General features: G+C 54.7%; 23 protein-coding genes and 1 tRNA gene. 11 read left to right on the plus strand and 13 right to left on the minus strand.

Annotated features, from left to right (window positions below):
- Positions 1 to 42: 42 nt before the first annotated feature.
- Both fabA and ACWKXT_RS00780 read right to left on the minus strand, forming a co-directional pair.
- Entirely contained in the window at positions 43 to 561 is a 519-nt protein-coding gene (fabA, locus tag ACWKXT_RS00775) for a bifunctional 3-hydroxydecanoyl-ACP dehydratase/trans-2-decenoyl-ACP isomerase (protein WP_000227926.1), read from the minus strand.
- 68 nt (positions 562 to 629) lie between these two features.
- The gene (locus tag ACWKXT_RS00780; protein ID WP_454531435.1) at positions 630 to 2,390 is read right to left on the minus strand and encodes an AAA family ATPase; all 1,761 of its coding nucleotides are present in this window, start codon (positions 2,388 to 2,390) and stop codon (positions 630 to 632) included.
- 186 nt (positions 2,391 to 2,576) lie between these two features.
- Here ACWKXT_RS00780 and matP point away from each other — a divergent pair, with 186 nt between their 5' ends.
- Positions 2,577 to 3,029: a macrodomain Ter protein MatP gene (gene matP / locus ACWKXT_RS00785; protein WP_023332611.1), complete on the plus strand. Its 453-nt coding sequence runs from the start codon at positions 2,577 to 2,579 to the stop codon at positions 3,027 to 3,029.
- 63 nt (positions 3,030 to 3,092) lie between these two features.
- Here the strand turns inward: matP and ompA are convergent, their stop codons facing one another.
- Positions 3,093 to 4,148, minus strand: a complete 1,056-nt coding sequence (gene ompA / locus ACWKXT_RS00790; protein WP_014883252.1) for a porin OmpA — start codon at positions 4,146 to 4,148, stop codon at positions 3,093 to 3,095.
- A gap of 354 nt (positions 4,149 to 4,502) precedes the next feature.
- Positions 4,503 to 5,012 carry an SOS-induced cell division inhibitor SulA gene (gene sulA / locus ACWKXT_RS00795; protein WP_454531886.1) on the minus strand — a complete coding sequence of 170 codons (510 nt, stop codon included), beginning with the start codon at positions 5,010 to 5,012 and terminating at the stop codon, positions 4,503 to 4,505.
- Positions 5,013 to 5,229: 217 nt separating this feature from the next.
- Here sulA and ACWKXT_RS00800 point away from each other — a divergent pair, with 217 nt between their 5' ends.
- Positions 5,230 to 5,856: a TfoX/Sxy family DNA transformation protein gene (locus ACWKXT_RS00800; protein ID WP_119914940.1), complete on the plus strand. Its 627-nt coding sequence runs from the start codon at positions 5,230 to 5,232 to the stop codon at positions 5,854 to 5,856.
- Here ACWKXT_RS00800 and yccS read toward each other — a convergent pair.
- Positions 5,813 to 7,975, minus strand: a complete 2,163-nt coding sequence (yccS, locus tag ACWKXT_RS00805; protein WP_454527326.1) for a YccS family putative transporter — start codon at positions 7,973 to 7,975, stop codon at positions 5,813 to 5,815. The genes ACWKXT_RS00800 and yccS overlap by 44 nt on opposite strands.
- Positions 7,976 to 7,994: 19 nt before the next feature.
- Entirely contained in the window at positions 7,995 to 8,441 is a 447-nt protein-coding gene (locus ACWKXT_RS00810; RefSeq protein ID WP_023335159.1) for a YccF domain-containing protein, read from the minus strand.
- 123 nt (positions 8,442 to 8,564) lie between these two features.
- Here ACWKXT_RS00810 and helD point away from each other — a divergent pair, with 123 nt between their 5' ends.
- Entirely contained in the window at positions 8,565 to 10,619 is a 2,055-nt protein-coding gene (gene helD, locus ACWKXT_RS00815; protein ID WP_454531436.1) for a DNA helicase IV, read from the plus strand.
- Positions 10,620 to 10,677: 58 nt separating this feature from the next.
- On the opposite strand, the gene mgsA is transcribed toward helD, so the two are convergent.
- Positions 10,678 to 11,136: a methylglyoxal synthase gene (gene mgsA, locus ACWKXT_RS00820; protein ID WP_454527324.1), complete on the minus strand. Its 459-nt coding sequence runs from the start codon at positions 11,134 to 11,136 to the stop codon at positions 10,678 to 10,680.
- 80 nt (positions 11,137 to 11,216) lie between these two features.
- Positions 11,217 to 11,879 carry a curli synthesis inhibitor gene (csgI, locus tag ACWKXT_RS00825; RefSeq protein WP_454531437.1) on the minus strand — a complete coding sequence of 221 codons (663 nt, stop codon included), beginning with the start codon at positions 11,877 to 11,879 and terminating at the stop codon, positions 11,217 to 11,219.
- A gap of 173 nt (positions 11,880 to 12,052) precedes the next feature.
- Here csgI and ACWKXT_RS00830 point away from each other — a divergent pair, with 173 nt between their 5' ends.
- Complete coding sequence (locus tag ACWKXT_RS00830) at positions 12,053 to 12,466, plus strand: CoA-binding protein (protein WP_028012609.1); 414 nt, start codon at positions 12,053 to 12,055, stop codon at positions 12,464 to 12,466.
- A gap of 36 nt (positions 12,467 to 12,502) precedes the next feature.
- Here ACWKXT_RS00830 and hspQ read toward each other — a convergent pair whose 3' ends face one another.
- Both hspQ and rlmI read right to left on the minus strand, forming a co-directional pair.
- Positions 12,503 to 12,820, minus strand: a complete 318-nt coding sequence (hspQ, locus tag ACWKXT_RS00835) for a heat shock protein HspQ (protein ID WP_008499919.1) — start codon at positions 12,818 to 12,820, stop codon at positions 12,503 to 12,505.
- A 60-nt stretch (positions 12,821 to 12,880) separates the two neighbouring features.
- Entirely contained in the window at positions 12,881 to 14,071 is a 1,191-nt protein-coding gene (gene rlmI / locus ACWKXT_RS00840) for a 23S rRNA (cytosine(1962)-C(5))-methyltransferase RlmI (protein ID WP_454531438.1), read from the minus strand.
- Positions 14,072 to 14,245: 174 nt separating this feature from the next.
- Between rlmI and ACWKXT_RS00845 the strand changes: the two genes are divergently transcribed.
- From ACWKXT_RS00845 to yccX, 3 genes are read left to right on the plus strand one after another with little or no spacing between them, the layout of a single operon-like run.
- Entirely contained in the window at positions 14,246 to 14,803 is a 558-nt protein-coding gene (locus ACWKXT_RS00845; RefSeq protein WP_454531439.1) for a kinase inhibitor, read from the plus strand.
- Positions 14,804 to 14,813: 10 nt separating this feature from the next.
- A complete protein-coding gene (locus ACWKXT_RS00850) occupies positions 14,814 to 15,602 on the plus strand; it encodes a helix-turn-helix transcriptional regulator (protein WP_454531440.1) in 789 nt (262 codons plus the stop codon).
- A gap of 11 nt (positions 15,603 to 15,613) precedes the next feature.
- The gene (gene yccX, locus ACWKXT_RS00855; protein WP_218728834.1) at positions 15,614 to 15,895 is read left to right on the plus strand and encodes an acylphosphatase; all 282 of its coding nucleotides are present in this window, start codon (positions 15,614 to 15,616) and stop codon (positions 15,893 to 15,895) included.
- On the opposite strand, the gene tusE is transcribed toward yccX, so the two are convergent.
- Both tusE and yccA read right to left on the minus strand, forming a co-directional pair.
- Positions 15,892 to 16,221, minus strand: a complete 330-nt coding sequence (gene tusE / locus ACWKXT_RS00860; RefSeq protein WP_454527376.1) for a sulfurtransferase TusE — start codon at positions 16,219 to 16,221, stop codon at positions 15,892 to 15,894. The two genes, yccX and tusE, sit on opposite strands and share 4 nt — an antisense overlap.
- An 87-nt stretch (positions 16,222 to 16,308) precedes the next feature.
- Complete coding sequence (gene yccA, locus ACWKXT_RS00865) at positions 16,309 to 16,968, minus strand: FtsH protease modulator YccA (RefSeq protein WP_013097244.1); 660 nt, start codon at positions 16,966 to 16,968, stop codon at positions 16,309 to 16,311.
- Positions 16,969 to 17,237: 269 nt separating this feature from the next.
- On the opposite strand from yccA, the gene ACWKXT_RS00870 reads away from it, so the two are divergent.
- From ACWKXT_RS00870 to ACWKXT_RS00885, 4 genes are all read left to right on the plus strand, one after another.
- Positions 17,238 to 18,866: an ABC transporter substrate-binding protein gene (locus ACWKXT_RS00870; RefSeq protein ID WP_454531441.1), complete on the plus strand. Its 1,629-nt coding sequence runs from the start codon at positions 17,238 to 17,240 to the stop codon at positions 18,864 to 18,866.
- A 144-nt stretch (positions 18,867 to 19,010) separates the two neighbouring features.
- Positions 19,011 to 19,098: transfer RNA gene (locus ACWKXT_RS00875), tRNA-Ser, on the plus strand.
- A 290-nt stretch (positions 19,099 to 19,388) separates the two neighbouring features.
- A complete protein-coding gene (locus tag ACWKXT_RS00880) occupies positions 19,389 to 19,646 on the plus strand; it encodes a YjhX family toxin (RefSeq protein WP_032674491.1) in 258 nt (85 codons plus the stop codon).
- 9 nt (positions 19,647 to 19,655) lie between these two features.
- Entirely contained in the window at positions 19,656 to 20,072 is a 417-nt protein-coding gene (locus tag ACWKXT_RS00885; protein ID WP_454531442.1) for an SAM-dependent methyltransferase, read from the plus strand.
- Between the two features lie 71 nt (positions 20,073 to 20,143).
- On the opposite strand, the gene ACWKXT_RS00890 is transcribed toward ACWKXT_RS00885, so the two are convergent.
- Positions 20,144 to 20,980: an alpha/beta fold hydrolase gene (locus ACWKXT_RS00890; protein WP_454531443.1), complete on the minus strand. Its 837-nt coding sequence runs from the start codon at positions 20,978 to 20,980 to the stop codon at positions 20,144 to 20,146.
- Between the last annotated feature and the right edge of the window lie 97 nt (positions 20,981 to 21,077).

Genomic DNA, 21,077 nt, shown 5'->3' on the forward strand with positions numbered 1-21,077 from the left:
CACTGCGGAGGTTTCGCCTTTCCGGGGTCGCTTAAAGCGATATCAGAACGCGGAAGTGTCCTGGAACAGACCCACTTTCAGGTCGTTAGCGGTATAGATCAGACGACCATCTACCAGCACTTCACCATCCGCCAGGCCCATAATCAGACGGCGGTTAACAATGCGCTTGAAGTGAATACGGTAAGTCACTTTCTTCGCGGTAGGCAGAACCTGACCCGTGAATTTCACTTCGCCGACGCCCAGCGCGCGGCCTTTACCTTCACCGCCCAGCCAGCCGAGGTAGAAGCCCACCAGCTGCCACATCGCATCGAGGCCCAGGCAGCCAGGCATTACCGGATCGCCAATAAAGTGGCAACCGAAGAACCACAGGTCCGGGTTGATATCGAGTTCTGCTTCTACGTAACCCTTATCAAAGTTGCCGCCGGTTTCGGTCATTTTCACGACACGGTCCATCATCAGCATATTGGGGGCCGGTAACTGCGGGCCTTTCGCGCCAAACAGTTCTCCGCGACCAGAGGCAAGAAGATCTTCTTTTGTATAGGATTCGCGTTTATCTACCATGTTCTCAGTAAGCCTTATTTTAGTGAAGGACGCAGGATAGCTAACACGTGTACGCTGAACAAGTCCGATCAGTTCGAACTGAACCAGCCCAGCCAGCGTAACGGCCATGGATAACGATGGCGAGCATCCTGCTGTGTCGCCTGGGCAATACGCTCCTGAATAGTCTGCATCAGGGTCGTCTGACCTTCGCCGTCCCAGACCAGGTTTGTCAGTAAGGGTAGCGCATCCTCGATCCCTTCGATGGCCCAGATGGCGAATTGTTCCTGTTCAACTGCATCCAGAATATCCTGGCTCAGGCTTAAATGGCGTACGTTGGGAGCCGGAATGATCACACCCTGTTTGCCGTTTAAACCGCGCTGCTGACAGATAGAGAAGAAACCTTCAATTTTCTCGTTGAGACCGCCAACGGGCTGAGCGCGACCAAATTGATCGACTGAGCCGGTAATGGCGATGTTCTGGTTGATCGGTACGTCCGCCAGGGCGCTGATTAAGGCGCACAGCTCAGCCATAGAGGCGCTATCGCCATCGACTTCGCTGTAGGACTGCTCAAATGTCAGCGAGGCGGAGAAGGGGATTTGCTGCTCAAGCTGCAGCTCAGACATCAAAAACGCCTGCATGATCATCATGCCTTTGGCGTGAATGTTGCCCCCCAGCTCGGCTTTGCGTTCAATATCGGTAAACTCGCCGTCGCCAATATGCACGACGCAGCTGATACGGGACGGTTCACCGAACGCGCGCGGATGGCCAGGAAACTCGATCACCGAGAGGGCGTTAATCTGCCCGATGCGTTCGCCTTCGGTCTCGACCAGAATTTGTTCCAGCAGAATTTCATCCTGCATGCGGTCAGCAAGATAGCCTTCGCGCCACTCTCGCTGTGCCAGCATCTGCGTAAGCTGTTCACCAGAGAACGTACCGTGGCCGCTGATAACGCCCACCTCACGCAGCTGCTTGCCGATCCAGAGCGGGCAGAGCGGCAAGGTTTCCTGGTCACCGGTATAGCGAACCGCTTCACGAAGTAAACCCGGCCACGCGTCGGCGGCTGGCGTCGGCAAGGCAAAACGCTCAGCGACGGTCATCACCCACTGGCACCACTGCGCCATGTCGTCCGCATCGGCAATCTGGATGTTGTCTTCGTATTCGCTGTAGACCGCCTGCTCAGCCAGTTCCGGCTCCATTTCCTGGAAGTCCGCCAGCGATTCCCGGTCACCTGTCAGAACGACAGTCAGCGACATCGGCATTGACGGAACGGAGACAGGGAGAGGACGAGACTCATCGTAACCGACCCAGTCAAAGCGCTGCTGGTTCACGATCGTTTTCAGGCGCATCCACAACAGCGGCTGCGCGAGCAGAGTACGCAGAGAGATGATGAGTACGCCGCCATTTGCGCGATGTACCAGACCCGGTTGCAGGGTAAGTTCACCGTTAAACTGGCGCAGACAGCCAAAGAGTTGTTCAGCCTCTACCCAGTTAGCGGTAATCACCTCGCCTGTGGCAGCAAAACGACCGTCGGACTGTTCCGCTGGTTCAAAGGTGACATGATGTCCGGCGATACGATACTGGCCGCCAAAGACCGCGTTCGCCTCCGGCCGCAGCTGGCGCATGGCATCCCCAAGCAGCGACAGGTATTCCGCTTCTTCCGGGGCTTTCAGCAGCATGAAAGGCGAGGTCGCCCATGGGCTTAACGTCTGCTCCAGCGCATAATGCAAACGTGGTTGCGTATCGCTAAGGATGAATTCGTGTTCTTTTGCGAGATCTGGCTGTGCAAACAGTTCCTGATAGCTCTCGGCATCCGGAACAAGGTCACGCCATGCTAGTTTCGTAATCGTCAAAGTTGATGTTTTTTAGTCAGATGTAAAAGCGTGGAGTATACCGTAAGCGGGGTGCTCTACCCAAGCAGGATTGGGAATTTCAACAGGCAGACAGGTGGCATTCGCTCACAGGATATGATTTCTTTTCAGCAGATTGCTAAAAAACTGATATTCTGAACAGAGTTACGTGGTAACACTGAGATCGCAATGAAATATCAACAACTGGAAAATCTCGAAAGCGGCTGGAAATGGAAGTACCTGGTCAAAAAGCACCGTGAAGGGGAGCTGATCACCTGCTATATCGAAGCCAGCGCTGCGCAAGAAGCCGTGGATATTTTGCTGACCCTCGAAAATGAACCGGTACAGGTAAACGGCTGGATTGAGAAACACATTAATCCTGCGTTGCTAAACCGGATGAAGCAAACTATCCGCGCGCGACGTAAACGGCATTTTAATGCCGAGCATCAGCATACCCGGAAAAAATCCATCGACCTGGAGTTCGTGGTCTGGCAGCGTCTGGCCGGTCTGGCGCAACGACGCGGCAAAACCCTGTCGGAAACCATCGTGCAGCTGATTGAAGATGCCGAACATAAAGAGAAGTACGCCAACCAGATGTCATCGCTGAAAAACGACCTTCAGGCGTTGCTGGGCAAAAAGTAAATTTTTGTTTTCTTCAGACAATAAAAAACCCCGCATGGCGGGGTTTTTTTATAAGACGATAACTTATGCCGCTGGCTGAGTTACAACGTCTTTAACGCCTTTAACTTCGATCTCTACGCGACGATCTGGAGCCAGGCAGTCGATCAGTGCAGCGCGAGCTTTCACGTTGTCACAGGTGTTGCCAGTAACTGGGTTAGATTCGCCCATACCACGTGGGGAGATCTTGTTAGCTGGGATACCTTTAGAGATCAGGTAATCAACAACAGACTGAGCACGTTTCTCAGACAGTTTCTGGTTGTAAGCGTCAGAACCGATACGGTCGGTGAAGCCCAGAACCACTACAGAACCGTCTTTAGGATCCAGGTTGCTCAGCTGGGTGTACAGCTGATCCAGTGCCTGCTGACCTTCTGGTTTCAGGGTAGCTTTGTTGAAGTTGAACAGAACGTCAGACTTCAGAGTGAAGTGCTTGGTCTGTACTTCTGGAGCTGGAGCCGGCGCTGGAGCAACAACTGGTGCTGCATCTTCCTGCTGGCCGAAACGGTAGGAAACACCTACGCTCAGCATGCCGTTGTCTGGACGAACGCCAACGGTAGCACCATCACCGATGTTGTTAACCCACTGGTATTCCAGACGGGTAGCGATGTCACGGGTCATAGCCCACTCAACGCCACCAGCGAATACTGGGGAAACGCCGGTGTCATGGTCGTCGCCAGCGATGCTGTTGCTGGAGTCTGCACGCCATACCATGCCGCCCAGACGGGTGTACACGTCCAGATCGTCAGTTACTGGGTAACCCAGTTTAGCGGTCAGCTGTACGCCTTGAGCTTTAAAAGCGCCGTTTACGTTGTCGCCTTTGTATGGCATACGACCTAACCAGTCGTAACCCATTTCAAAACCAACATACGGGTTAACCTGATAGCCACCGAACGCACCTGCACCAAGCTGGCTCTCGTGAGTAGGGCCATCATTGTTCAGGCTGCTGTTGTACCAGCCGGTGTCGTGGAACTGAGACCAGCCCAGTTTACCACCTGCATACCAGGTATTATCTTTCGGAGCGGCCTGCGCTACGGTAGCGAAGCCAGCCAGTGCCACTGCAATCGCGATAGCTGTCTTTTTCATTTTTTGCGCCTCGTTATCATCCAAAATTCGCCATGAAAGTCTCAAGAGAGAATCACGGTTAAATCCTTCACCGGGGGGCGTGGTCAAATATAAATCTACCGATATCTTCGGCTTAGGCCGAGCACCCCTAGCGATGTAAAGTCTACAACGTAGCTGAAAACTTACAAGTGTGAAGTCTGTCAGGCATATGAAAAAAAAAGTTCCGTATACCTATTATTTAACATTTTTAGAACGAATTTTGTGCAATAAAATTAAGGAGAACCGCACCAGACAAGCCTTGCCGCAATTTTGAGGCCGGGAACTAAAACCGCATCTTGCGGTCAAAAAAAATTCCAGGAAAAATCTTAATTTCACTCAGTGATACAAATTTGAGTGAATTTTTAGCCCAGAAAGTTGTCCTCTGCGATAAGAATCTGCACGAACCGGGCGCATGATAAACCCGATCGCATTCCCTTCTTCAGCCGCTTCGGTCAGACGAAAATGTTCCTCTTCCGTCAATTCTTCCGGTAACCACCCGATCACCACGCTGTAATTTCCCGTACGTAACGCCCGGATCATCGACTCAACGGTGTCACAGGGGGAAAGTTGGTTGATCTGCATAACCTTTGTCAGCGGCAGGCCCGCAGACTGAACCCATTGACGGCTCAGTTTCTGCTGTGGCGTCAGCCAGAGCTGCCAGCGCGATTGCTGACCAAGCTGCTGTAACAACGGCAGCAGAAGGAGTTGGGTCAACAGGGGCTGGTCTTCACGATAAACCACTTCACTAATAAGCCCCGTCGAAACACCCCCAACGGCGTTTTGCGCGACATTGCCCGCGGTTGAGGTGAGAGAAGTTAAGCGATTTGCATAGCCTGAAGTGTACATATTCATTCCAGCCCTGTAGTTACTGTATGAATATACAGTAACCCCTGTATGCATAAAGATCAACCTCATTTTCGGAAAGCGACTCGCAAAATTCATTCAATCTTGATGCCCTTCGAAAAATCATCTTGCTCAACTGCGCTAAGTTGCCTATTTTCCTGCTAACGGATCCGCTAGTAAGAAATTTCGTTGTTACTTTATGATTTTGAAGGGAAATATCATGAAAAAGATATCTTATGAACGGATTTATAAATCCCAGGAATACCTCTCGCCGCTGGGTGAAATCCACCATCGCGCGCTATTCGGCGGCTATACCCTGGCAGTGGATGATGCAGTTTTTGCCATGGTGTCAGATGGAGAGCTCTACCTCCGTGCCTGTGAAGAAAGCGCGAAATACTGTGTCAAAAATGCAGCCTCTTTTTTGACCCTGATGAAGCGGGGGCGTCCGGTGCTTCTCAACTACTATCGCGTGGATGACGGGCTGTGGCAGGACAGGGAGCGTCTGCTAAAACTCTCCTCATTCGCGCTCAATGCGGCAAGGAAAGAGCGTTATCAGCGGCATCAGCGAAACCGTCTTAAAGATCTGCCAAACCTGACTTTTCAGCTGGAAGTATTGCTCTTCGAAGCGGGTATTACTAATGAAGAGACGCTGCGGGCGCTAGGCGCCAGGGAGAGCTGGCTGAAGATGCGGGCAAAAAATAATGCACTCAGTATTAAAGTGCTCTTCGCACTGGAAGGCGCCATTGAGGGACTGCATGAGGCCGCACTCCCGGCAGGTATTCGCCGGGAGTTGACGGAGTGGTTTAATGCGCTGCCTGAGCCACAGGAGAATCACTCCTCCAGGTAGCGATTTGCTGTTGCAGTCGGCAAATTTCTGGCAGCAGAGCGATAAGCAGGCCAATCTGCTGTAGAACCAGCGGCGCTTTGCTGTCGTTTCCGGGCTCAAGATGCGCAATACGTTGAGTCAGCTCATCCAGTGACTGCCTCACGCGAGGTTCATCGGCGGGCCGGTGGTGCAGTGCATCATCGACATAACAGACCGCGTCATCCAGCAGGTTGAGGATGCCCGGGTTGGTTAGTTTCTCACGATGGGCACCCAGCGTGGAGATATAGCTGGTGAAAGTATGGTTCAGGCAGAGCAGTCGGAAAGCCGTCTCACGAATCTCTGCCGTGGCGCGAGGCTCCGTTGACATGTTAGAGACCACCGAAGCCAGCTCCGCATCGCTGTTGTGCGCATCCCGGCGGGCTATCCGGTAAGCCAGACGGTTATCGCGGCCCTGATGATACTGCTCAAGGATGGCATCCAGGTATCGGCAGTTGGCGTTCATGGCCCTGTCTAACACCCGCGGCAGATTGCGGAAACGCCAGTCTGGCCAGATAAAGCTGACCGCAGCCCAGGCGATAGCACAGCCTATCAGCGTATCAAGCACGCGTGGCAGGGCGACTTCAAACCCTTCACCCAGCAGGTTAAAGCAGAGCAGAACCAGCAGCGTGATGAACATCGTGGCATGGGCGTACTGCACGTTGCGAAACGCGAAGAACAACACGCCGGTGATCACGATCAGGATCAGCTGTCCTTCAACGGAGGGCACGAAATAGAGCACCGGCAGGCCGATCGCGACGCCGACCAGCGTACCGATAATACGCAGCGCAAGGCGGTGTCGGGTGGCGTTGTAGTTCGGCTGACAGACAAACAGGCTGGTCAGCAGTATCCAGTAGCCGTGATGCAAACCGGTTATCTGGATAAAAGCGTACCCAACGCACAACACCAGGGACATCCGCACCGCATGGCGAAACAGCGCCGACTCCGGCGTAAAGTTGCGGCTCAACCGGAGCCACATATCGCTCACGCTGTGCACACTGTCATCAGCAAGCTGGTTCTCCACTTCATTCCCCGGTAGCGCCATCGCCTGCTCGGACTCAATCGTCGCCAGCTGAGCGTCTATCGCCCGCAGGTTATTGAGCAGAAAACCCAGCGCCTTAATGTGTTCCGGCGACGTTCCGCTGGCCTGAACGCGGTCAAGCGCTGCATCAAGATGGCTGAATACGCGTTCAAAGCGCGGATCGTGCTGATAGGGCGTGCGCAGCAGAATGGATCGCGCCAGCTGCTGGCACGCCTGGGACTGCATGGACAGCAGGCGCTGGAAGCGGAACATCACGTCGCTGTAGCGAAATTTCTCACGCAGGGCGGTGTACTGAACGTGCGAGGAGCTGGCGCGCTCATGAATGTCCTGGGCGGCAAAATAGTAGTGCAGGGTTCTTCGCGTGCCGCGCTGGCCGCGATCGCCGCGCAAACGGGTAAGCAGCGAGGCTTTCGTCTGGTTAAGGGTCGCGACAAGCTGGCCGTTTGCCAGCGCCAGATCGTAAAGCGGCGCCTGGCTTTCTTCCTCGATATCCGGGTCGAACAGCCGGGACTTCAGTTCCAGATAATGGGCTAGCTGCTCATAGCTGCGGGCAAGGTTATCCTGCAGAGGACGAACCGGGAAGATCAGATGCCCGGTTAACGTCAGCAGGTTATACCAGATGGCGCCCAACAGCAGCAGCACAGGCTGCTGATACCACTGGTCGTATAGTGATACGCCCAGCATGGTATAGATGGCGATCAGCAGGGCCCCAAAGGCGATAGTGGCATAGCGCTGACCCAGGCCGCCCAGCAAAATAAACCCACTGGTGGAGAGCGTCAGGCCCAGCGCAAACAGCCAGGGCCAGGGGAAGAGCAGCTCAACGGACGCGGAGGCGATAAAAAAACAGACGAGCGTAATGACCAGGTTACGTAAACGTCCGGCCAGGCGGTCGTCCAGATCCGCAAGGGCACCGGCAACCACGCCCAGCGTGAGCGGAATTGTCAGCTTGACATCATTCAGCCACCACGGCAGGGCAACCGTGCCGCAAAGCGCGATAAAAATCCTGACGTTGTAGAGCCAGGAGCTGTTCCAGGTATAACGGCGAAGCAGTGGGCTTAGCATAAACGCGGCCAGTCCTTATTTACTGAAAACGACGACGCGCATTCGCTTCACGCGCCGCCTGGGCCACTTCGACCGGAACAACCCTGCGCCCGACGGGCCAGAGGGCAATAGCGGCGATCTTAAAGTTCGCGATCCCCACCGGAATACCAATAATCGTGATGCACTGCGCAATCCCGGCAAAAATATGCATGATACACAGCCACCAGCCGAAGAAAATCAGCCACAAAATGTTCAGCAGGGTTCCACCCGTGTTCATCAGGGCGTTCTTGCTCTCCGGGTTCAGTTCATCAACGTGAATAGCTTCGTTACCGTACGGGATGAACGAGAGTTTCGTGATCTCCCAGCAGGAGCGGGTCAGGGGGAGTGTGAAAATCAGGACGATGCTCACCAGCGTGGCAAAAAGCCAGGAGAGGGTGGTGGCAAAACCGCCCAGCACAAAATTCAACACATTCAGAACGGTACGCATAAACCCTCACTTCCTTTCGATAAAATTAACGCCCAATGATTGTAACGTTTTTTTAGGCTGGAGCACCTTAAAACTGGCAGTTAAACTGTCAGGTAAATTATCTCTTCGTGGATTTGGCGGGACATGGAACTGAAAGCAACTTCTTTAGGCAAACGCCTGGCGCAACACCCTTATGACAGAGTTGTTCTGCTCAATGCCGGGGTGAAAGTCTCCGGAGAACGCCACGAATACCTTATTCCGTTTAATCAGCTTCTGGCTATCCACTGCAAGCGCGGGCTGGTGTGGGGCGAGCTGGAGTTCGTTCTGCCAGACGACAAAGTCGTGCGTCTTCACGGCACCGAATGGGCGGAAACCCAGCGTTTTCATCACCACCTTAACGCGCTCTGGCAGCAGTGGAGCCAGGATATGAGCGTGATTGCCGCTCAGGTACTGCAGCAGGTGCTGGACGATATCGCGCAAAGCAACGCGCAACAAACGTGGCTGACGCGCCAGCAGACCGCCGGGTTGCAGCAAAAGATCAGGCAGGCGCTTTCGGCGCTGCCGTTATCCGTTACGCGTCTCGATGAGTTCGATAATTGTCGCGATGCCTGGCGTCAGTGCCAGGCCTGGCTGAACGATGTGGATAAAAGCCGCCTTGCCCATAATCAGGCCTGGACGGACGCCATGCTCACCCAATACGCCGACTTTTTCAGTACGGTGGAATCGTCACCGCTTAACCCTGCTCAGGCGCGCGCGGTGGTTAACGGCGAGCAGTCGCTGCTGGTGCTTGCCGGGGCCGGGAGCGGTAAAACGTCGGTGCTGGTGGCCCGCGCGGGCTGGCTGCTGACGACCGGTGAGGCGGTAGCCGATCAGATTCTGCTTCTGGCCTTTGGCCGTAAGGCTGCCCAGGAGATGGATGAACGCATCCAGGAACGTCTGCACACCCGGGACATCACGGCCAGAACCTTCCATGCCCTTGCGCTGCATATTATTCAGCAGGGCAGTAAAAAAGTGCCTGCCATCAGTAAGCTGGAAAACGACACGCAGGCGCGTCAGGCGCTGTTTATCAAGACGTGGCGCCAGCAGTGCAGTGAGAAAAAAGCGCAGGCGAAAGGGTGGCGTCAGTGGCTGGAGGAAGAGCTCAACTGGGACGTGCCGGAGGGCAGCTTCTGGCAGGATGAGAAGCTGGCGCGTCGGCTGGGCTCGCGCCTTGACCGCTGGGTCAGCCTGATGCGGATGCACGGTGGATCACAGGCAGAAATGATTGAAAGCGCGCCGGAGGACGTCCGCGATCTGTTTTCGAAACGGGTCAAGCTGATGGCTCCGCTGCTGAAAGCCTGGAAAACCGCGCTGAAAGAGGAAAATGCCGTTGATTTCTCCGGTCTTATCCATCAGGCCATCATCATTCTTGAGAAAGGGCGTTTTGTCAGCCCGTGGAAGCATATTCTGGTGGATGAGTTCCAGGATATCTCACCCCAGCGGGCGGCACTGCTCTCGGCGCTGCGGGCGCAGAACAAACATACCTCGCTGTTTGCCGTGGGGGATGACTGGCAGGCCATCTACCGCTTCAGCGGCGCGCAGCTCTCTCTGACGACCGCATTCCACCACTATTTTGGCGAAGGCGATCGCAGCGATCTGGACACCACCTACCGCTTCAATTCACGAATTGGTGAGATCGCCAACCGCTTTATCCAGCAGAATCCGCACCAGCTGGCAAAGCCGCTTAACAGCCTGCGGGCAGGGGATAAAAAAGCGGTCACCCTGCTGGCGGATGACCAGCTTGAACCGCTGCTGGACAAGCTCAGCGGGTATGCGAAGCCCGATGAACGTATTCTGGTGCTGGCGCGCTACCATCACCTCAAACCTGCGGCGCTGGATAAAGCCGCCACCCGCTGGCCGAAACTGCAGCTGGAATTTATGACGATTCACGCCAGTAAAGGGCAGCAGGCCGATTATGTGATTGTGGTGGGGCTGAAAGAGGGCAGCGATGGTTTCCCGGCCCCGGCCAGAGAGTCGGTGATGGAGCAGGCTCTGCTGCCGGTGCCGGAAGACTTCCCGGATGCCGAAGAGCGCCGTTTGCTGTATGTGGCCATCACCCGCGCGCGGCATCGCGTGTGGCTGCTGTTCAATAAAGAGGAGCCATCCGTGTTTGTCGATATTCTGAAGAGTATTGATGTGCCGGTAGCACGTAAACCATAACGATGTCAGGCAAGATTTTCCAGGCCGGGTAAGGCGTAACCGCCACCCGGCAAAAAAGCTACTTCAATCTTTCGGAGAGATAACGCTGATAGTCCGGAATAAGGATCTCAACCGGTGCGTTAAACTGCGGTGATTCAATGATGAAATCCGCCGTCGACAGGTTTGTCGCCACCGGAATATTCCACACCGTCGCCAGACGCAGCAGCGCTTTGACATCCGGATCGTGCGGAACCGCATTCAGCGGATCCCAGAAGAAGATCAGCACATCAATCTTTCCTTCGGAAATCTGCGCGCCGACCTGCTGATCGCCGCCCATCGGGCCGCTCAGCATCGCATTTACCTCCAGACCCGTTTCGCGCTGGATCAGGTTACCGGTGGTGCCGGTCGCCGAGAGGGCGTGCTTTTCCAGCAACGACTGATGGCGGCGAACCCAGTTAAGCAGCATTTGTTTACAGTGATCGTGCGCCACCAGCGCAATGTGTTTACGTTCAGGCAGCGTGCGTGTTGTCAGTTCCATAATCATATCCATCAGGTTAACTGACTACACGATGACGGGAACCGTCAGACGCTGCAAGAGTAAGGCGTAAAAAATGTGGCTTATGATGAAGGTTGTTGTTTTGCCCACTGTAAAAACCGGGCCCGCGTGTCGGGATCGGCCTGCTGGAACCAGAATTTAAGGCGCTGTTCCGTCAGGCTCTGGGACTGGGGAGGAATAACGTCCAGTTCAGAGACGCCGGATAACAGCGTACTGTCGTCCGCCATCCTGGTGGCAAACTGCGGCAGGGAAGCGCGTTTACCCGCTTTGTTGTAGGTTTGGGCTGCAGCCTCGTAGTCCGGGCTTTTCGGGGAGGAGGTCAAGGCCAGAATATCAAGCTTGACCGGAATCGGCATCGCGTCCCCGTCCAGTAGCTCTATGCGCGGCGATGCGTCAAAGGCCGAAGCGTCTTTTTCCGTTTCAAGACGAGGCAGGGTAATGTTCACCTGGCTGACTTGTCGGGTATTAAAGCTGACAATCAGCGGCGGGGAGAGGTACATCCGTTGCTCATGGTTAGCCATCCCGATCGATTTTTCTACCCGGAACACCAGCTGATGCGGCCCGTTATCTAATTCGATGCTGTCTGCCCCGCGCAATAATGAGCTGGAGACCTTTTTTCCGTCCAGTACCAGAAGATCAATGTCGCCAGAGAGCCGAAGCGTGGTGGCAAAAACGCAAACCGGCATCACTAACGCAATCAGAGCAGTGGCAATACCGGTTTTCATAGAAGGCTCCCGTCAGAAATCCTGTCGCCGCATTAATGTATCTAAATTTTTCGATAATCACGTTTACTAACATATAGACATATTTCGCCGTTTTGCCCTCATGCATCTGTATGGGATGGATGGTTGAGATGTGCGCTTTGGCGTACACTTTTAAAAAAGCCAGGAGAAAAACCATGAAAGAGAACGATATTGCCGAGATTCTGACATCCACGCGTACCATTGCGCTGGTGGGCGCGAGCGATAAACCCGACCGTCCAAGCTATCGGGTGATGAAATACCTTCTCGATCAGGGCTATCACGTTATCCCGGTGTCGCCAAAAGTGGCAGGGAAAACGCTGCTGGGTCAGCAGGGTTATGCCACGCTCGCTGACGTGCCGGAAAAAATTGATATGGTTGATGTCTTCCGTAATTCCGAGGCGGCATGGGAAGTGGCGCAGGACGCTATCGCCGTAGGGGCGAAAACGCTGTGGATGCAGTTAGGTGTGATTAACGAGCAGGCCGCCGTGCTGGCGCGGGATGCGGGTTTGAAGGTCGTCATGGATCGTTGTCCGGCGATAGATATCCCCCGCCTGGGGCTGGCGAAGTAATAAAAAAAAGCCCGTCATCGGGCTTTTTTTACACGCTTAGTTCCGCAGGCGCGGAGCCTGTAACTGTTTGCGGATAGTCTGAGCAAGTTCATCCATCGTGGGTTGCTCCGGATGCTCTTCCTGCAGCTCACTACTCAGCTGCGCTTCGGCAAGGTAGGTATGAACGGGTTGTCCGTCGTCACCTTCCATTACCACATGGTACCAGGGCGCAGCGCGAAGCTCTGCGTTGACCGCCAGCTCGTCCGCTGACGGTTCATCAAGGGAATACTCCGGGTCGATATCCACGACCACACCCAAATATCCAAGCAAAGTGTGGCGGACCTGCTGGCCGATACCGAATTTGCTGGCAATCATAGTCACCTCCCGGGAAACACTACTTACACATTAAGTGTGGGCAATATTTCTCTTTTCAAGTTACATGACGCGACAGGCAAACCCTTTCAGATACAGTCCTTCCGGGTAGGTAGCAATCACGGGGTGATCGGCTGCCTGACGGAACTGCTCTATAAATTGTACATCACGACCAGCATCTATTGCGGCATCGGCGATGATTTTTTGGAATAAATCGGTGGTCATCAGGCCAGAGCAGGAGAACGTCAGCAGCACCCCGCCCGGGTTCAGCAGTTGAATCGCCAGCATGTTGATATCTTTATAGCCGCGGCAGGCACCCATTAGCTGGCTTTTGTTCTCCACAAATTTTGGTGGATCCATGACGATGACGTCGAACTTCTCTCCCCCATCACGATATTTGCGCAGCAGCTTGAAGACGTCATCGCGTACAAACTCCGCTTTGCTCAAATCCAGCTTGTTTAGCCCGACGTTCTGTTTTGCCACGTCCAGTGCTTCCTGTGAGGTATCCACGCTCACCACCTGAGCACAGCCGCCCATCAGTGCCGAAACGGCGAAGCCACCGGTATAGGAGAAACAGTTCAGGACGCGTTTGTCGGCAACGTACTGGCGGGTCGCCAGACGGCTGTCGCGCTGGTCAAGGTAATAACCCGTTTTATGGCCGCCCTGAATATCCACCAGCAGCTTCATGCCGTGCTCTTCAATCGGCAGAAGGGCAGGCGGCAGCTCGCCGGTAACCGGACCCTGGGTCAGCTCCATGCCCTCTTTTTTGCGCACCGCCACATCGCTGCGGTCGTAAATAGCGCATTCCGGGAACAGGGTTTGCAGCGCGCTAATCAGCGCCGCACGTTGATACTCCGCCCCTGCGCTCAGAAGTTGCAGCACCAGGAAGTGACCGAAGCGGTCAATGGTGACGCCAGGCAGACCGTCGGATTCACCGGCAATCAGACGGTAGCTGTCCAGCCCGTCGCGTTTTGCCAGCCAGTCGCGCCACTGCTGCGCCTGCTGCAGGCGGCGAACAAAGAAGTCGATGTCGATGGATTCATCTTTATCGAAGGTCCAGACGCGCGCGCGGATCTGGGACGCTGGCGAGTAGGCGCCTCGCGCTAACCATTTACCCTGATGGTCAACAATATCAATGGTTTCACCGAGGCTGGCTTTGCCTTCCATACGGGCAACCGCGCCGGAAAAGACCCAGGGATGACGGCGCAGTAAGGATTTCTCGCGCCCTTTGGCTAACACTAAACGTACACTCATAATTTGCTGTTCTGTCGATTTCAGGGAAATGGCGCGTAGAGTAGCACATTCAGCCAGGCGCTATCATCTGCGGATGTCGTTGAGCGTTTCGGCACAAAATCAAATCGCTTAGGCACATTACGTCATTGCAGCAGGCTTTACAGTAGGGCCTCCGGTTCAGCAAAGGGAGCACCTATGAACAAGCGCAGTATGATAGTAATAGCCGCACTGGCGGCGATAAGTTTTCAGGTTTCAGCGGCAACGCCTTTCAGCATCACCAGCCAGGATATTTCCGGCGAGCGTCGTTTAGCGCAGCCGCAGGTATTCGAGGGATTCGGCTGCCACGGCGGTAACCAGTCTCCGCAGCTGGCGTGGAAAAACCCGCCCGCCGGTACGAAAAGTTTTGCCGTCACGGTATATGACCCCGATGCGCCCACCGGCAGCGGCTGGTGGCACTGGACCGTAGCCAATATTCCCGCGAAGACAACGACGTTGCCCGCTGATGCCGGTAACCCAAATGGCGAGAAATTACCTGCCGGTGCCGTGCAGGGGCGTAATGATTTCGGTTATTCTGGATTCGGCGGCGCATGTCCACCTGCGGGAGACAAACCCCACCGCTATCAGATGACCGTCTGGGCGCTGGACGTGGATAAACTGCCTCTCGACAAAAATGCCAGCGGTGCGCTGGTCGGTTTTATGATCAACAATCACGTTCTGGAAAAAGCCCAGTTAACTGTAACCTACAGCAGATAAGGATGAACCGGTGCAGGAGTTTCATTTTCGAAATAAACACCTCACGGCGGGTGAAGTGAACGCCAGCAAAATGCATCGCCTGCACCAGGTTAAACTCTTTTTTCCGGCCATTTGTCATATCACGCACGGCAGTAAGGTGATTGTTCAGGATGACAAGCGCCTGGTGGCGACCCGGGATGAGCTCATCATTATCCCGGCCAATACGACGATGGAGATTATCAATCAGCCTGCGAACGGTCTGTTTCACTCAGATTTGCTGATGTTATCGCCGGAAATTGTTGCCGAGTTTAAAGCGCATTACCTGAAATCCTGGCCGCGCACGACGTTGCATTCGCTCTGTGCTCCGCTAAGCGAAGGGCTGGCGTTTATGTGGGATAACCTGCTCCACGCCGTGCGTCAGGATTTACCCGAGGCGCTACAAAAACATCAGGCCTTCGGTCTTCTGCTGGCCTTGCTGCATGATGGCGTGGCAGGCCCGCTGCTTATTGAAAGAAACAGTAACCTGACCGAGCAGGTGCGGCAGTTCATTATGCTGTCACCCTCCAGAGCCTGGACCGCACAGGACGTCGCCAGCCGTCTGGCCTTAAGCGTACCGACGCTGCGCAGACGGTTACGTGAAGAGTCGCAGAGTTTTCGTCAGATCGTGGAGGAGGTGAGAATGGCCGTGGCGCTGTCACAGTTACAGTCGACTCGCTTACCGATCGGTGAAATCGCATTACAATGTGGGTATCTTTCCAGCTCTCGTTTCACCGCCCGTTTCCGGCAACACTATGGTTGTTTACCGAAAACGCTACGTTAAGGAGAAGAAAAATGTCAAAAGTTTGCACCATTGCCTGGGTTCACGGCGTCGTTCAGGGCGTCGGGTTCCGCTACAGCACCCAGCGCGAAGCGATTGAGCTTGGGCTCACGGGATACGCGCGAAATATGGATGACGGCAGCGTTGAGGTGGTCGCCTGCGGCGACGCGGAACAGGTTGAAAAACTGATGGCGTGGCTGAAAGCCGGTGGGCCGCGCAGCGCCAGGGTTGATAAGGTCTTAACGGAACCGCATCAACCCGGCCGGGAATACGTTAACTTCGGTATTCGCTACTAAATGCACTTCACCGGTTTAGGCAGGCCGGCAATTTTGGTGGCCTGTTTTGCCGGGCCCTTCGGGAACAGGCGATACAGATAACGGCTGTTGCCTTTCTCTTCGCCGAACTTATTGGCCATCGCTTTAACCAGCATGCGGATCGCCGGAGAAGTGTTGAATTCGAGATAGAATTCGCGCACGAAACGCACCACTTCCCAGTGTTCAGGGGAGAGGACGATGCCTTCCTGCTCAGCAATCACTGCCGCCAGCGCTTCGCTCCACTGACCACTCTCTTTCAGATAACCGTCGTTATCGGTCTCAAACTCTTTGCCTTCAAAACTCAACATAGTCATTCACGCGTCAGTCAAAAACCGCAGCAGTGTACCAAAAAACAAAGCCCCGCATAAGCGGGGCCAGGTTCACTGCGCTGTGGGTTAATCCCGGCTGGCGAAGCCCAGGATGCTCAGCAGGCTGACGAAGATGTTGTACAGCGACACATACAGGCTCACGGTCGCGCGGATGTAGTTTGTCTCACCGCCGTGAATGATGTTGCTGGTTTCATACAGGATCGCGCCAGATGACAGCAGGATAAACACCGCGCTGATTGCCAGGTGCAGGGCAGGCAGCTGCAGGAAGATGTTAGCCACCATACCAATCAGAACCACCACGATACCCGCCATCAGCATACCACCGAGGAAGGACATGTCCTTACGCGTGGTCAGCACGTAGGCCGAGCAGCAGAAGAACACCAGCGCGGTACCGCCCAGCGCCATACCAATCACGTCGCCCATACCGGCAGACAAATACGCGTTCAGGATCGGCCCCAGGATGTAACCCAGGAAGCCGGTAAAGGCGAACGCGGACAGGATACCGACCGGTTTGTCAGCGGTTTTGTAGGTCAGGAACATCAGACCATACATCCCGACCAGCGTCAGGATCAGGCCCGGAGACGGCAGCATCAGCACGGTGCTGGCGGTGGCGGTGATCGCCGAAAACGCCAGCGTCAGGCTGAGCATGAAATAGGTATTGCGCAGCACCTTGTGGGTACTGAGTAGCGATGTGCGGTCGCGTGAGGAAGTAATTATACGATCCATGAGTCACTCTCTTATGACAGATGTAATTAACGGAAAGAATAGGAAACGGCACGCCAGTCTCAAAGTGGTTTTACCCATCTTTACTCAGCACGTTAGCGCGAAAGGGGGTTGTTTCTTCTGCAAAATCATGTTTAACCAGTATGAACAGCGGTTTGCTGGCATTAACCAGATCAACCTCTTATAGGTTACTGAAAAATATTGCGTTATTCCCGTGCGGGCGCTAAGAGTTATCACCGGATCGTCATAAAACAGACAATAAGGCGAAGGAAATGAAACCACAAACACGCACGCGCTTTACGCTCTCTTTACTGACCGCCGGGATCCTGTGCGCCAGCACGGCAGCCTGGGCGGCTAACGTGCCAGCAGGAACCGCGCTGGCCGAAAAACAGGAACTGGTCAGAAACAATGGCAGTGAACCGGCCTCGCTCGATCCGCATAAAGTCGAAAGCGATGTCGAATTCAATATTATCAGTGATTTATTCGAAGGACTGGTGAGCGTCTCCCCGGCAGGCGAGATCCAGCCCCGGCTGGCGGAAAAATGGGAAAATAAGGACAACACCGTCTGGACGTTCCATTTGCGGCCTGGCATCACCTGGAGCGACGGTACGGCCATTACCGCAGAAGATGTGGTCTGGAGCTGGCAGCGCCTGGTTGATCCAAAAACCGTTTCACCGTACGCCAGCTATCCGGGCAACATGCACATCGTCAACGCGGCCGATATCGCTCAGGGGAAAAAAGCCCCCGACACGCTGGGCGTAAAAGCGATTAACGACACCACGCTGGAAGTGACGCTCACCCAGCCCAATGCGGCGTTCCTCCCCATGCTGGCGCACCCGTCGCTGGTACCGGTGGATAAAGTACTGATTGGCCGTTTCGGCGAAAAGTGGACCAAGCCGGAGCATTTCGTCAGCAGCGGGGCGTATAAGCTGTCCCAGTGGGTGGTTAACGAGCGGATTGTGGCGGAGCGCAACCCGCGCTACTGGGATAACGCGCATACCGTGATTAACAAAGTCACTTACCTGCCCATCACTTCAGAGGCCTCGGATGTAAACCGTTACAAAGCGGGCGAAATTGATATTGTGTATACGGTGCCGATCAACCAGTTTGCCCAGCTCAAGAAAACCATTGGCAGCGAGCTGGATGTCTCTCCGCAGCTGGCGACCTATTACTACGAATTCAATACCACCCGGCCGCCGTTCAACGATGCCCGCGTGCGTAAGGCGCTCAACATGGCGCTGGATAAAGACATCATCGCTGAGAAGGTGATGGGGCAGGGGCAGCGCCCGGCGTGGCTGATTAGCCAGCCGGATATCGGCGGCGTGAAGCTGCAGACCCCGGATTATGCGAGCTGGCCGCTGGACAAGCGCATCGCTGAGGCGAAAAAGCTGCTGAACGAGGCCGGGTATAACGAAAGCCATCCGCTGAGCTTCAACCTCCTCTATAACACCTCTGAATCGCACCAGCGCATCGCGATTGCGGCCAGCTCTATGTGGAAGAAGAACCTCGGCGTGGATGCGAAGCTGCAAAATCAGGAGTGGAAAACCATGCTGGATACCATGCACACCCACAACTTTGACGCGGTGCGCTACGCCTGGATTGCCGACTACGACGACGCGGCGACCTTCCTGAACAACTTCCGTACCGGCGACAGTGAAAACACCAGCCAGTACAGCAACCCGGACTACGACCAGGCCTTGATCAACGCCGCAAAAGCCAAAACGCCGGCAGAGCGGGGTAAGTTCTACCAGCAGGCGGAAGACCTGTTGGGCCGTGATGTGCCAGCCATTCCGGTTTATCACTACGTCCGTACGCACCTGGTAAAACCGTGGGTGGGGGGATTTACGCCGGATAAGCTGGGGTACTATTTCACGAAAGATATGTACATCAAAAAGCACTAAGCGAAGAGGCTGGATTTTATGCTGATAAAAGCACCGATATGTTGTCAGTTCAACCGATTAAACACGTTTTGACTATTTTTACAGCGAACGAATGGCGCGACTCTTTACAGCGCGCGGTGAGGTGTTTATAGTTCGCCTCACTCAGGAAGTGTGGCCGAGCGGTTGAAGGCACCGGTCTTGAAAACCGGCGACCCGAAAGGGTTCCAGAGTTCGAATCTCTGCGCTTCCGCCAGATATAAACCCCAGGTTACTCGTGAACCTGGGGTTTTTCTTTTGGATTGACCGATCCGCCTCACACTTTTAAAACTCCGCTATTCCCCTGTAAAAACCCGGCGTTATCATTCACCCCGTAAATATCTATTCATCTCTTACCGAGGCTTTGATGCTGGAGAATGTTTTCATCAGATAATCAGCTTCCCGCCCTTCTCAGGACGGACTGGTTATCGCTGCGCTTAAACCTTACGCACGCACCTTTGGGTGTGGGCTCGTTTTTACGCATGATGATTACACAGGTTTTCCAGTATGAATTTATCCCGTCAGGAACAACGTACCTTACACGTTCTCGCCAAAGGTGGACGTATTGTGCACGTCCGCGACAGTTCAGGCCGCGTCACGTCCGTTGAGTGCTATACCCGAGAAGGGCTGGTGCTGAGCGACTGCACGCTTAACGTCTTCAAAAAACTCCGCACTAAAAAGCTGATCCGTTCCGTGAACGGGCAGCCTTACCGCATCAACACCACCGGGCTGAACAACGTTCGCGCCCAGCTTGATAATCGCTAAGGAGCAGTGATGAATACACTTTACACAGATAGCTATGACCGCGCTTTTTTGCTCGATAACATGATGGGACCAAACGCCATGCGGCTTACCGAGGAGCTGGTTGCTCAACTGCAGATTACTCCCGGGATGCGCATTCTCGATCTCGGCTGCGGGAAAGGGATCTCTTCTATCCTGCTTGCCGAAAAATATGACGCCACGGTGTTTGCCGCCGATCTGTGGATTACGCCGGGTGAAAATGCAGCGCGCTTCAGCGAACGGGGTCTGGACGGGAAAATCTTTCCGCTTCTGGTTGATGCCACGAAAGCGATCCCGTTTGCGCATGACTACTTTGACCTGATCGTCAGCGTGGATGCATACCAATACTTTGGCAACAATGACGCCATGCTGGGCACATGGACGCGGGCGCCGGGGCCTATTTCAACATGATCCAACTGGTTGCGCAGAAACGCTAAGAGGTAATAAACAGCGCCACCCGTGGGTGGCGTTGAACGCGACGTTTATGAGCGGATAAAGGCCAGAATGTCCGCGTTGATGGTATCCGCATGGGTGGTATGCATCCCGTGCGGGAAGCCCGGATAAATTATCAGTACGCTGTTCGCCAGCAGCTTGTCCTGCAGAAGGGCGGCGTTCTTATACGGCACGACCTGATCGTCGTCGCCCTGCATCACCAGAACGGGCACCGTGATGGTTTTCAAATCTTCCGTCTGGTCGGTTTCTGAAAACGCCTTGATCCCCTCATAGTGCGCTTTGGCGCAGCCGATCATTCCCTGACGCCACCAGTTCTGAATGGTGCCCTGTGAAACCTCGGCCCCCGCCCGGTTAAAACCGTAGAACGGACCGCTGGCGACGTCGAGATAAAACTGGGCGCGGTTAGCCGCCAGTGCTTTACGGAAGCCGTCGAAAACCTCAATGGGCGTGCCGCCGGGGTTATTATCCGTTTTGACCATCAAAGGCGGCACGGCGCTGACGAGCACCGCTTTGGCGACGCGCCCCTGCGGCTGGCCATACTTCGCAACATAGCGGGCGACCTGGCCACCGCCGGTAGAATGGCCGACGTGCACGGCATTGCGCAGGTCCAGGCTTTCAACCACGGCCGACGCGTCAGCCGCATAATGATCCATATCATGCCCTTCACTGACCTGGTCCGAACGCCCATGACCACGGCGATCGATTGCGATAACGCGATAGCCTTCCGCAAGGAAAAAGAGCATCTGGTTATCCCAGTCATCAGCACTCAGCGGCCAGCCGTGGTGGAAAACGATGGGCTGAGCCTCTTTTGGGCCCCAGTCTTTGTAGTAAATGTTGACGCCGTCTTTCGTTGTTACGAATGCCATACCGCAGACTCCTCTGTAAAAGACAAAACGAGCGCCGGCTGAGCGTGCAGCGAATCAGTAATGTCTTAATTAAGTTGGCTTTTTTCTGTTTACTGTA

The sequence above is a fragment of the Enterobacter sp. UPMP701 genome, assembly GCF_053709515.1.

What these genes read in the sequence shown, in the direction of transcription:
- ompA (WP_014883252.1), bottom strand. Translation starts at nt 4,148, where the DNA reads ATGAAAAAGACAGCTATCGCGATTGCAGTGGCACTGGCTGGCTTCGCT.
- rlmI (WP_454531438.1), bottom strand. Translation starts at nt 14,071, where the DNA reads ATGAGTGTACGTTTAGTGTTAGCCAAAGGGCGCGAGAAATCCTTACTG.
- yccA (WP_013097244.1), bottom strand. Translation starts at nt 16,968, where the DNA reads ATGGATCGTATAATTACTTCCTCACGCGACCGCACATCGCTACTCAGT.
- yccS (WP_454527326.1), bottom strand. Translation starts at nt 7,975, where the DNA reads ATGCTAAGCCCACTGCTTCGCCGTTATACCTGGAACAGCTCCTGGCTC.
- yccX (WP_218728834.1), top strand. Translation starts at nt 15,614, where the DNA reads ATGTCAAAAGTTTGCACCATTGCCTGGGTTCACGGCGTCGTTCAGGGC.
- sulA (WP_454531886.1), bottom strand. Translation starts at nt 5,012, where the DNA reads ATGTACACTTCAGGCTATGCAAATCGCTTAACTTCTCTCACCTCAACC.
- tusE (WP_454527376.1), bottom strand. Translation starts at nt 16,221, where the DNA reads ATGTTGAGTTTTGAAGGCAAAGAGTTTGAGACCGATAACGACGGTTAT.
- ACWKXT_RS00800 (WP_119914940.1), top strand. Translation starts at nt 5,230, where the DNA reads ATGAAAAAGATATCTTATGAACGGATTTATAAATCCCAGGAATACCTC.
- ACWKXT_RS00845 (WP_454531439.1), top strand. Translation starts at nt 14,246, where the DNA reads ATGAACAAGCGCAGTATGATAGTAATAGCCGCACTGGCGGCGATAAGT.
- mgsA (WP_454527324.1), bottom strand. Translation starts at nt 11,136, where the DNA reads ATGGAACTGACAACACGCACGCTGCCTGAACGTAAACACATTGCGCTG.
- matP (WP_023332611.1), top strand. Translation starts at nt 2,577, where the DNA reads ATGAAATATCAACAACTGGAAAATCTCGAAAGCGGCTGGAAATGGAAG.
- fabA (WP_000227926.1), bottom strand. Translation starts at nt 561, where the DNA reads ATGGTAGATAAACGCGAATCCTATACAAAAGAAGATCTTCTTGCCTCT.
- hspQ (WP_008499919.1), bottom strand. Translation starts at nt 12,820, where the DNA reads ATGATTGCCAGCAAATTCGGTATCGGCCAGCAGGTCCGCCACACTTTG.
- ACWKXT_RS00870 (WP_454531441.1), top strand. Translation starts at nt 17,238, where the DNA reads ATGAAACCACAAACACGCACGCGCTTTACGCTCTCTTTACTGACCGCC.
- ACWKXT_RS00810 (WP_023335159.1), bottom strand. Translation starts at nt 8,441, where the DNA reads ATGCGTACCGTTCTGAATGTGTTGAATTTTGTGCTGGGCGGTTTTGCC.
- ACWKXT_RS00885 (WP_454531442.1), top strand. Translation starts at nt 19,656, where the DNA reads ATGAATACACTTTACACAGATAGCTATGACCGCGCTTTTTTGCTCGAT.
- csgI (WP_454531437.1), bottom strand. Translation starts at nt 11,879, where the DNA reads ATGAAAACCGGTATTGCCACTGCTCTGATTGCGTTAGTGATGCCGGTT.
- ACWKXT_RS00830 (WP_028012609.1), top strand. Translation starts at nt 12,053, where the DNA reads ATGAAAGAGAACGATATTGCCGAGATTCTGACATCCACGCGTACCATT.
- ACWKXT_RS00890 (WP_454531443.1), bottom strand. Translation starts at nt 20,980, where the DNA reads ATGGCATTCGTAACAACGAAAGACGGCGTCAACATTTACTACAAAGAC.
- ACWKXT_RS00880 (WP_032674491.1), top strand. Translation starts at nt 19,389, where the DNA reads ATGAATTTATCCCGTCAGGAACAACGTACCTTACACGTTCTCGCCAAA.
- helD (WP_454531436.1), top strand. Translation starts at nt 8,565, where the DNA reads ATGGAACTGAAAGCAACTTCTTTAGGCAAACGCCTGGCGCAACACCCT.